The organism is Roseibium sp. RKSG952, from assembly GCF_009711355.1.
The window spans coordinates 1-10,008 of record NZ_SMMF01000798.1; the positions used below are offsets into that span (position 1 = coordinate 1).

The window sequence follows — 10,008 nt, forward strand, 5'->3', positions numbered from 1 at the left end:
CGCCGCGGCCCGCATCGAAAAACCTTCACATTTCTTGACCTTTGCATGTCGTGCACTGAACGGCAGCTTTGCAGTTCGGGCCTACCGTGACGGCGCTCTTGCAGGCAGCAGAGGGCGTCCACATCATCAGAACCCGTGTGAATTGCCCGGTTTTGTGTGAGCAGGCCACACATGTAACCAAGCGAATTAATTATATTTAATCATAAGCTTGCTGGACTTGAGACTTAAACATGATAATTCAACTCAGGAATTGAGCAGGTTGAAGTTCACCGGCCTGCACCTGCCGCCTGCAATTCCCAAGCTGTTCCCAAATACAAAGGACTTGGAAGTGTCTACAAGTCGCCAAGTGTATTGTCTGATCGATCCGGCAAAGCTCGTTCCAACAGAGGAAATCGATGTGACCCGGCTTTGCGAAGTCGAGCGCGATATTACGCAATCGGGCCGCTGGAAAGTTCCGGTTTCGGTCCACAAAGACGTGTACTTTGTCATGGATGGACATCATCGTCTCGAGGTGGCCAATCGTCTCGGTTTGCGCGTGCTGCCAGTGGTGCTTCTGGATTATGGGTCTGTTCGGGTCACGTCTTGGCGGCCCGGGGAAACCATTACGGAAAAAGATGTCTGGGGCATGTATCGGGCTGGCCAAAAATTTCCCTGCAAGACAACACGGCATATTTTCGATCTCCAGCTGAACAATTGCGATATCTCGCTGGACGATTTGCGGTGTTTCTCGCCCGAGCCCGCGCCGACTTACTACCGCTCACATTAACCTTGCATACCAGGGCTGCCATGTAGCGGTGTGGCCTGTCTCCTTCCTTCAAAAACGCCTCAATACGGACGCCGGCATCGGCGGCCGATTGGTATCTCTTGCCAACTTTCATGCCGAAAGAACCCAACATGATGCAAAAACCCGCAATTCACATCCTGACCCGCAAGGATTTGTCGGATATCGAACTCCCGCCGCTTGATGTGATCGGGATGGTTGAAGACGCGTACCGGTCCTATGCCCAGGAGGCCTCGCGGTGCCCGACCAAGATGATGATGGCTTTGCCCGATGCGCAAAGGGATGCCGTCTCCTATTCGATGCTGGGCTACGATGGTGCAATCCAGCAATTGGGATTCAAGACATCCTACCGTCAGGGCAGTGAAAGCGCGAAAAAATACTACACCACGATCAGCCTCTACGATGACACGACGGGCTTGCCGTTTGCATTCATGGATTGTCATCGCGTAGGTGGATCAAGAACGCCTGCCACGAGTGCGATCATAGCCAAGAACTGTGCAAAGGAAAATGCCAAGTCGGTACTGATGATCGGCACAGGTGCCCAAGGCATCAACACATTGCCATATCTTGCAGCAGCAATTCCCTCGCTCGAGACTTTCCGGCTTTTCGGGACGCATCCCGATGGAATTGCAGCAAGCCTGTCGACCTTTGCCCGGTACGTACCGGAGCGCGACGTTGAGTTGGTCGAAGACGTTCCTGCAGCTGTCTCGGGTTCGGACATTGTGGTCGTTGCGTCGGGCCGCGCGTCGCATCCGAAAGTCCAGACCAGCTGGATGAAGCCTGGTGGTTTGTTGATATCGGTGGCCAGCAAGGGGGTAGAAGACGGTGCGCTGAGCCAGGCGGACTACACGCTTGCAACCAGCGAAGGCCAAATGGGCGTGACCGGCAAAAGGCTCGCAGGTGATGAAAACTTTGCCGGTATTGATGCCGAACTTCCCGACATTGTGGTTGGCAAAAAGCCGGGCCGCCGCTCTCAGGATGACCGGGTATTTGCATTCAGCAGTGGCATGATCATCACCGACATCCCGGTAGCACATGCGCTTGCCACAAGAGCGATTTCTGCCGGGCGAGGCCAGAGGGTCGAGCTATGGAAGTGATTGGAAAGACATTGCCGGCCCGGGAGAAATCCTGGGCCGTTTCTGCAAGAACGGATCAAGGGCTTCTTGCGCAGATCGCCCATGTCATTGATGGCCCCTTCCATATCATCCATCCGCAGAGTTTTTCGGAAAACCTGAAGGCCTTTCAAGACGCCATGCAGGTCCAGAATGTCCATGGGCATGTTTACTATGGAAAGAAGGCCAACAAGGCTGGGACCTGGCTGCGTGAGATTGCAGGTTGCGGCGGCTCTGTTGACGTCGCAAGCATTCCGGAATTTGTGCATTCGCTCGCCAACGGCATACGCGGCGAACGCATAGAAGTGACAGGCGCAGCGAAGAGCAACGAGCTACTGTGGCTTGCTGCGCAACACAAGGCGCTTGTTGCCATTGATGCCCTTGATGAACTTGAGCGGGCGATTGATATTGCCAAGCAAACGGCCCCCCTCAAGATCCTCTTGAGGGTTATACCCCCGAAAGCACCGAACAGCCGGTTTGGCCTCAGCGAAGCGGATATGGTGGCCGCACTTCAAAAATGTGTCGAGGCTCATCAGCACATCATCATGGACGGGTTCTCGTTTCATTTGGATGGCTATGCGGTTGCGCCCCGGGCTGAACTGGCATCCACGCTGATAGGACGCTGCCTCGAAGCGCGCGCGCTTGGTTTGCCCTGTTCGGCAATTTCGATCGGGGGCGGTTTTGCCTGTAGCTATGTCGATGAAGAAGACTGGCGGGAATTTCAGGCGAATGTGAAACCCGCCGACTTCCACGCAAAAAAAAGCTTCACGCACTTTTACCCGTATCATCAAGCACCTACCGGTGCGGAGATGTTGAGCGCCATCCTGAACTGGTCTTCTGATGGAGACACCTTGGCGTTGAAACTGAATGCGGCCGGGATATCGCTTTATCTGGAACCTGGTCGGGCCTTGCTTGATGGCGCGGGCATGTCGGTGTTTCCGGTTCAGGGTTTCAAGCGTAACGCTGAACACGGCATTATAACTGTCTCCGGGCTTAGCATGAGTCTCTCGGAGCAATGGAAGAACAGTGAGTTTCTTCCAACGCCGATACTGCTACAGCGCGGCGGGGCACGGCCTCAGGAAACGGTGAAGGCCGCGGTTGGCGGATCCAGTTGCATGGAATACGACGTTCTGAGCTGGCGCAAAATCGAATTCCCGGCAACTCCGCGATACGGCGACCTCCTGATCTACCCGAACACTGCCGGATATCAGATGGACAAGAATGAAAGCGAATTCCATCAGCTGCCACTCCCACCAAAGATTGTTTTGACAGAGCAGGGTGGCGCCTTTGTCTGGAGGGTGGATCAATGAACATGCACCATGTCTTTACCCATAGCCGCATCAAGACTTGTTGCTCCGAGCTTATAGGTGACACCCCGCTCTATGAACTGGCCCGCACCGGTACGGACAGCCGTCTTTTGCTAAAGCTGGAACAATGTAATCCGACCGGTTCCTGCAAGGTGCGGATGGCACGGGAAATGGTCCTGGCAGCAGAGCGGGACGGTCTGCTCAAGCCAGGTGGCGAGATTGTGGAGCCGACCTCGGGAAACACCGGGCTCGGGCTTGCTCTGGTCTCAATTGAGCGCGGGTACAAATTTACTGCGATCGTGGATGGCCATGCCTCAAGAGACAAACTCAGGGCGATGGAAGCCATGGGTGTCAATCTGGTCTTTATCGAATCCGATGGCAATGGGCCGAGTACGGTCAAACGCCGCCAGGCCGCCAAGGAGATTTCCGAGAGAACGGGCGCCTTTTGGCCTGATCAGCACTACAATCCCAATAACAATTATGGATATCGTGCGCTTGCTCGGGAATTGCTGACGGATCTCGGTGGGGATATAGACTACATCGTCGGCGCTGTCGGTACAGGTGGCACACTGTGCGGAACCGTAAGCGAGCTGCGCCGGCTCGGGTCGCCGACCAAAAGCATAGGCGTCGAGCCGGTCGGTTCGATTATATTTGGCGGACCTGCAGGAAAGTACTGGCAAACGGGTTCCGGTGCTCCCGGTGGTTTTACTGTAGGACCTAACGTCGATCTCGGTTTGATTGATGAAAAGCTGAAGGTGAACGATGTTGATGCGTTCACGACCGCGCGGGTGGTTGCCCGCAGGACCGGTCTTCTGGTGGGCGGGACTGCGGGTGCTGCAATCCACATCGCCCTGAAGCGTCTTGTAATGCTTGAACCAGAGAGCACGCTTGTTGTTCTGGTTTGCGATACAGGCGAAAAATACCTTGATAGCGTCTACAATGATGATTGGCTGGAGGAGCGAAGCCTTCTCGATCCAACAGCTCATAGAAGCCTCAACAGGCTTATGGATGCATACATCGCTTCCACCCATCTGCCGCCGAATGGCCCGCAGGCGGCCAGATGATCAGCGGGCGCACACAATGAACACTCGAGATTATAAAGAAATTCTTGCGCTTGCGATGCCGATTGCCGGAATCCAGTTTGCTCAAGTTGCGCTGACCAGTACAGACTTGCTGATGATGGGCCTGATTGGCCTTGAGGCAATCGCCGCTGGCGGGCTGGCCTTGCTGCTCTACAATCAGTTGCGAACCATGTGCGTCGGCATGGTGACAGGTGTGAGCAATCAGATTGCGACCGCCGTGGGGCGGTCCGAAAAGCGCACTGGTGACACGGAGCCGGACGATGCCGCAAAGGCAGAAATACAGGGGCTGCTCCGCTCCGCTCTTGCTGTTGCGACCATATTTGCCACTCTTGCGGGGTTCGCCCTGATTGGTTTGGGGTATCTGCTGCCGTATCTGGGCCAGGATGCCGAAGTTGTTCAACGTGCAAAGCCGGTCATGATGACATTGGCACCCGGGCTCTTGCCGATGCTCTGGCTGAATGTCCTGAGACAATTTGCGGTCGGTATGCGGCGTGCCGGGTCCCTGCTGAAAGTTACGATCATTTCAATTGGTGTGAACGTCTTTCTCGACGCGGCCTTCATTTATGGTTGGTTGGGTCTTCCCAAACTTGGGTTGGCAGGCGTCGGGCTGGCAACCACGCTTGTGCAGTTGTGGACGTTTGGTGTCTATCTTCGGACATTGCAGCGCGATGAAAAACTCAAGTCGCTGATTGCAATCGATTTGTGGCGTGCTGACATTGGTATTGTGAAACACATTACCCGCATGGGAACGCCCATCGCTCTGACATATGGCTCTGAAGCAGCGATTACCTCAATTGCCACTATACTGATCGGGGCGTTCGGACCGATAGCGCTCGCAGCATCGAATGTGGTCAATCAGCTTGCCTACATTGTGTATCAGCTGAACATTGGATTGTCGCAAGGTGCGTCGATTCTGGTGAGCCGGGCCATCGGCAAGGCAAATCCGGGCGAGGCCGGAGCAATTGCGCGCCGTGCCCTGACAATCAGTTTCTCGGTCATGGCGGCAATCGGTGTCGTTTATATCGTTCTCCCCGGACTGGTTTTGTTTCCCTTCCTCGGCTCGGAAAATGATCCAGCGGTGATTGCATTTGCCTCCACGCTTTTGTGGTTCGCAATTGCACATCAGTTCTTCAAGGGATCACAAAATATCTGTGTCGGCCTGATGCGCGGGTTGGGCAACACAAAGGCCGGGTTGTTCAATACGCTGATCGGGTATTGGCTGATTGGTATTCCGGCGATGGTGATCTGTGCCTACGGATTTGGCTGGATGAGCTTTGGCGTATGGACAGGACTGTGCCTCGGCTTTGGGGCAACAAGCTTGTTGTTGTGGCGGCGTTTCCTACAGGAGTTGGACGGATTCGAGAACCGCGAATGCGACAACCTAACAGCCTCAAGAACAGAGGCGAGCGCGACCTCTTGAACGGAAAAGCAATCGAACGGGATATTGCCGGTTTTTTCCAGGAAAACGCTGGGTCGCACGATGATAGTAATTAGCCGGTTAATAACCTGAAACGCCGGTTGAAGCGTTTCGAAAGCGGCCCTATGGAGTTGCGTTCGAGCATTCCGGTTTCCGGCGTAATCCCAGTTTGCTTTTCCTCCGACTGATCCGGGGCAGGCGGATTGCCCGCAGGTCCTCCACTCTCAAAATTGTATTCAAACGGAACACGCCCGTGATGAACAAGAAAACTATAATCGGATACGCTATTGCAGGATGCATGTCCTTCATGGCGCTGACATATGGCAATACGGCGGAAGCTCGTCAGGTTGTCGATGATCGTGGTATTCAGGTTGAGGTCAGCGAAACGCCACAACGCATCGCAAGCCTGTCCTATTTCGCGACAGATGTCGCTTTGGCTCTTGGTATCATGCCGGTTGCGACAACTTACATGGTGGCAGATCGTCATCCTGAGTTTTTACGCGGACTAACGCGGGAAATGGCGCAGTTGGGTCAAAGAGCAAAACCCAACATGGAACTCCTCACCGAAGTTGCCCCTGACCTGATCGTGGCGATGCGGCGATACACGGAAGGCAATGCTGAACAGTTTCAGGCAATTGCGCCGTATTTGGCGTATGACATGGAACTCCTCGACCGAAGCTATACCGATACCGCTACACTTTCAGAGCTGCTTGGCAAGCCGGAGCAGGGAAAGGAACTGAACGGCAGCTTCCAGTCGCTCATGGCTAAAATGGCGGCCGAAGCTCCGGAAGGTGTGCATCCAAGCTTTGTGATGATGTGGGGCGGACAGTCGCCATTTGCATTCCACACCGAGAATACGACCGCATCGATTGTCAGCGCACTCGGCGGCGAAAACATCGTTGGTCCGATGACGACAGACGGCAAGTTCGGACTGCAACTCAGCCTTGAGGCGCTTCTTGAACGTGACCCGGACGTCATATTTGTCTATGATTACGGCCCGGACAGAGCGCATGAATCGAGCCCGATTTGGGGAATGCTGTCTGCGGTAAAAAATGGAAGGGTGCATTATGTCGGCGACCAATGGGTGGAGACCAACGGCCCGATCGCCCGGCAAATCGTACTTCTGCAAGCCGGACATTATCTCTATCCGGACGTTTTCCCGGAAGTGGATGTCGAGGCCGAAGCCTCGAAGTTGATACCTGAATCCTTGCACAATCAGGAATTACAGCGCAAGCAATGAGTATGTCGGCATTCCGGCGGCACCGCCGTCATGCCCGGTCTCTCACACTGGTTCTTGTCGTTCTGGCAGGGACCGGTGTTGTTCTGTTTCTGGGGTTAATGGCAGGGGCACGGCCAATGGACTTTCCTGGTCTTCTATCGGCCCTCGCTTCTCCTGATGGTAGCGTTCCTTCAATCATAGTATGGCATCTGCGGCTGCCGCGCAGCCTGATTGCTTTTTGCGCAGGCTCTGGACTTTCCGTTTCCGGCCTGCTTTTGCAGAGCATTTCGCGCAATCCGCTTGCCGGGCCCGGTTTGACCGGTGCAACCTCCGGAGCGGTTGCGCCGATTGTTGTATGCCTCGTCTTTTTCCCCGGGTTGTCATCCGGCTTTTATGCAGCCATCGGGATGGCAGGTGGCATATCAGCCTCGATGTTGACCTTCTGGATTGCGCGGGGCGGCAATGGCGGTCCATTGCATCTGGCGCTCGGCGGCATGACAGTTGCCCTGTTCCTGAGTGCAATTACAACCGCTGTGCTTCTCTCCAGCGGACCACAGGCCGCCACTCTGACCTTCTGGCTCGCAGGTGGGTTTCAAGGCAGATCATGGGAGCAACTTGGCTACATGCTGCCCTGGGTATTGGCTGGAGGGATCGGCGCACTTGTATGTCAACGTGCCGTGGGACTGCTGGCTGTGAGCGAGAACCTCGCTGCTTGCGCCGGACTGAATGTCGCCTTTTGGAAACCGGCTCTTCTCTTTGTTGCAATATTACCGGTTGCCGGCGTGGTTCCGGTTGCGGGACCAATTGCATTCGTCGGGCTCGCGACACCCCATATTGCAAAGCTGCTAAAACCTGCCGGGGCGGGCTGGACTATCGCGTTAACCGCATCCCTCGGTGGATTGATGACGACTGCCGCTGACATAGTGGCCCGAAGTCTGGCCGCTCCACAGGAATTGCCGGTGGGCATGATTACGGCAATGTTGGGCGGGCCGGTATTTATATATTTGATCCAGCGTGTTGGCGCTTCGCAAGGGACGCAGTCATGAGTTTCCCGAACAGTGAGGCTCCCGTACCGTTGCCGCTACTGTGGTCTGTCTGTATCGCAGTCTGCTCTCTGTCCGTTGCCCTGCCCATTTTGCTCGGGGTGGCCGACATTCCTATAACTGAAGTTGCACAGGCGCTTGTCGGAAACGGCTCCATCCAGACCAAAATCATTATCATGGACATCCGGGTGCCACGCATTGTGACTGGAGCGCTGGCGGGTATTCATTTTGCCGTCGCGGGCCTCATTCTTCAAAACATCACGCGCAACCCGCTTGCGGATCCTTCGATCATGGGCATTTCGCAAGGGGCGATACTTGCGGTCACGGTTTTCCTTCTTTTTGCAGTGTATTTGCAAGATCCTAGCGCAAACACACTTCATGCGCTTCCGGTCGCGTGGCTTCCGGTCATCGGCACCGCTGGAGGAATTGCAGCCGGGGCCGTGATCTATGCTTTGGCATTCTCACGCAATCTTGGCCCCTTGCAAATCACGCTATGTGGGATCGCCGTGGGCGCTGTTTTGCATGCGACGGCAATCGGTCTGATGTCCGGTTGGGGATCAACGCGGATGGAACTTCTGCTCGAATGGCTGTCGGGCAGTCTTTATGCTCGCACATGGACGCACGCGCTTTTCCTGTTGCCATTTACGATAGTTGGGCTGCTAGCGCTTCCTGTGATGCGGCGGCCGCTGGACCTCTTGCGTCTCGATCCGCTCGTGGCGCGTTCACGCGGTGTTGCATATCCATGGCACTTCTCGATTGCCTTGGTGCTCTCAAGCGTTTTGGCGGCAAGCGCCGTCGGAGTGGTCGGACCAATAGTCTTTGTCGGTCTGATAGTCCCTCATTTGGCTCGGCTGTTGTGTGGACGCCGAACATCCCTGGTCTTGCCGATGACGATCACGCTCGGCGCAGTTACTGTCACACTCGGAGATCTGATTGGCCGCTTGGTCGGGCAGGTCGAGGAGATTCCCATCGGCGTGATAACCGCGATATGCGGTGCGCCACTTCTTATTGTCCTGCTACGCCGGCTATCATGAGTTTCCAATGCTTGTTTCCTGCTCGTCCCTCAAGGTTTCCTACGGCCAACGTGAGGTCCTCAAGGGCTTTGACCTTGCACTGGAACCGGGAGAAGTGTGCGGCTTGATCGGACCGAATGGATCGGGAAAAAGTACGGCTCTGCAAACAATCGCCGGCTTGATCCGGCCGCGTTCCGGAACAGTGACGGTCAACGGAACAGACATTGCGCGGCTCTCGCGCCGGGACATTGCGCGGGAGCTCGCCTTCCTGCCGCAACAGCCATCTGCCCCGGACGAAATGACCGTGGCGCAATTGGTCCGGCAAGGGCGCTTCGCCCATGTTGGTTTGTTTGGACGTTATCGAGAATGCGATGAAGAGGCAATATCTTGGGCGCTAGACCGAACAGGTCTGAAGCCGCTGTCCGAGCGAACCTTGAAGGAACTCTCGGGAGGGGAGCGGCAACGGGTATGGATTGCTGCAGCCTTGGCACAACAGGCAAAGATCCTGCTTATGGACGAACCGACAACCTTTTTGGATATTGGCTATCAGGTCGAAGTTATTGAACTGGTGCATGCCTTGGCGAGAGAACGAAATGTGTCAGTGATCATGGCCATCCATGACCTCAATCAGGCTATGGCCGTTTCTGATCGCATGGTGCTTTTGCGCCAGGGGGAGGTATTGTTCAACGGTCGCCCCGCCGCTTTGGCCCAAACGGGCCTGATCCCCGAGGCATTCCGCGTCAAAGGCCGTTTCGTACCGATTGAAAATGGAAAGCCTCCACATTTTGATGTCCAATGGAGTAAGCTATGTCTTCCTTCTTAGGGCCTGTGGACATTCAGCCTGCAGAGATTAGAGTTGCTGCGAGATGCCAATTGGCGGCGTAGCTACTTTTGGTTTTTTCGCATTGTGTTGCTATGGCTCGGAATTCCGTGATCTTGGCGAAGAAGTTCTCGATCAGGTGGCGCTTTTATAAATGTGTTTAACGTAATCACGCTTGGTCTTGCGGTTTGCTTTCGGAGGGATGACAGCACTA

9 protein-coding genes are annotated in these 10,008 nt (G+C 55.2%); all 9 read left to right on the forward strand.

The features are described 5' to 3' along the window. Positions 1–328: 328 nt before the first annotated feature. The 9 genes from E1297_RS07320 (at position 329) to E1297_RS07360 (ending at position 9,797) form a co-directional block, all read left to right on the forward strand. A complete protein-coding gene (locus E1297_RS07320) occupies positions 329–766 on the forward strand; it encodes a hypothetical protein (RefSeq protein ID WP_368669480.1) in 438 nt (145 codons plus the stop codon). A gap of 128 nt (positions 767–894) precedes the next feature. Then, positions 895–1,878, forward strand: coding sequence for an ornithine cyclodeaminase (locus E1297_RS07325; protein ID WP_155135878.1), 984 nt, complete (start codon positions 895–897; stop codon positions 1,876–1,878). Next, entirely contained in the window at positions 1,869–3,203 is a 1,335-nt protein-coding gene (locus tag E1297_RS07330; RefSeq protein ID WP_155135881.1) for a Y4yA family PLP-dependent enzyme, read from the forward strand. Before E1297_RS07325 ends, E1297_RS07330 begins: the two co-directional genes overlap by 10 nt. Next, positions 3,200–4,264, forward strand: a complete 1,065-nt coding sequence (locus tag E1297_RS07335; protein WP_155135884.1) for a PLP-dependent cysteine synthase family protein — start codon at positions 3,200–3,202, stop codon at positions 4,262–4,264. Before E1297_RS07330 ends, E1297_RS07335 begins: the two co-directional genes overlap by 4 nt. A 16-nt stretch (positions 4,265–4,280) precedes the next feature. Then, positions 4,281–5,702 (forward strand): MATE family efflux transporter, encoded by a 1,422-nt coding sequence (locus E1297_RS07340; protein ID WP_155135887.1) that lies wholly within the window; start codon positions 4,281–4,283, stop codon positions 5,700–5,702. 295 nt (positions 5,703–5,997) lie between these two features. Continuing rightward, positions 5,998–6,939, forward strand: a complete 942-nt coding sequence (locus E1297_RS07345; protein WP_244327668.1) for an ABC transporter substrate-binding protein — start codon at positions 5,998–6,000, stop codon at positions 6,937–6,939. Beyond that, the gene (locus tag E1297_RS07350) at positions 6,936–7,964 is read left to right on the forward strand and encodes a FecCD family ABC transporter permease (RefSeq protein ID WP_368669481.1); all 1,029 of its coding nucleotides are present in this window, start codon (positions 6,936–6,938) and stop codon (positions 7,962–7,964) included. The genes E1297_RS07345 and E1297_RS07350 overlap by 4 nt, the downstream gene beginning before the upstream one ends. Further along, positions 7,961–8,995 carry an iron ABC transporter permease gene (locus E1297_RS07355; protein ID WP_155135892.1) on the forward strand — a complete coding sequence of 345 codons (1,035 nt, stop codon included), beginning with the start codon at positions 7,961–7,963 and terminating at the stop codon, positions 8,993–8,995. The genes E1297_RS07350 and E1297_RS07355 overlap by 4 nt, the downstream gene beginning before the upstream one ends. Before the next feature lie 7 nt (positions 8,996–9,002). Next, positions 9,003–9,797: an ABC transporter ATP-binding protein gene (locus E1297_RS07360; protein ID WP_155135895.1), complete on the forward strand. Its 795-nt coding sequence runs from the start codon at positions 9,003–9,005 to the stop codon at positions 9,795–9,797. The last annotated feature ends 211 nt before the right edge of the window (positions 9,798–10,008 follow it).